General features: G+C 60.5%; 1 protein-coding gene. It reads right to left on the bottom strand.

Annotated features, from left to right (window positions below; all coding sequences use genetic code 11):
- The coding region (locus ACLJNW_RS24410) for a ferric reductase-like transmembrane domain-containing protein (RefSeq protein ID WP_410961244.1) at positions 1 to 294 on the bottom strand (294 nt) is incomplete at both ends.

Here is a 294-nt window from a genome sequence, read left to right as displayed (position 1 = left end):
GCCCAAGGATCAGGTAGACCAGGCGATGCAGCTTCTTCCAGCGGCTACCGAGCTTGCGCATGGCGAAGCGGTTGGAAGTGATCGCCAACAGGAACAGGCAGACGTATCCAAGCATTCCCACGATGTTGTAGGGACGCTTGCTCAACTCGATGCCCAACTGCCCCCAGTCCAACCCCAGGATGAACACGTAGTAAGCGCTCAGGTGCAGCAGCACATAGGTGAAGCACCACAACCCCAACTGGCGGCGCACGGCGATCCAGCCCGGCCAGCCGCTCAGCTTCTGCAGAGGCGTCA

It is taken from the genome of Salmonella sp. SAL4457 (genome assembly GCF_046548235.1).
GTDB lineage: Bacteria > Pseudomonadota > Gammaproteobacteria > Enterobacterales > Enterobacteriaceae > Salmonella > Salmonella enterica.
This window is presented reverse-complemented; position numbering and strand designations above follow the sequence as displayed.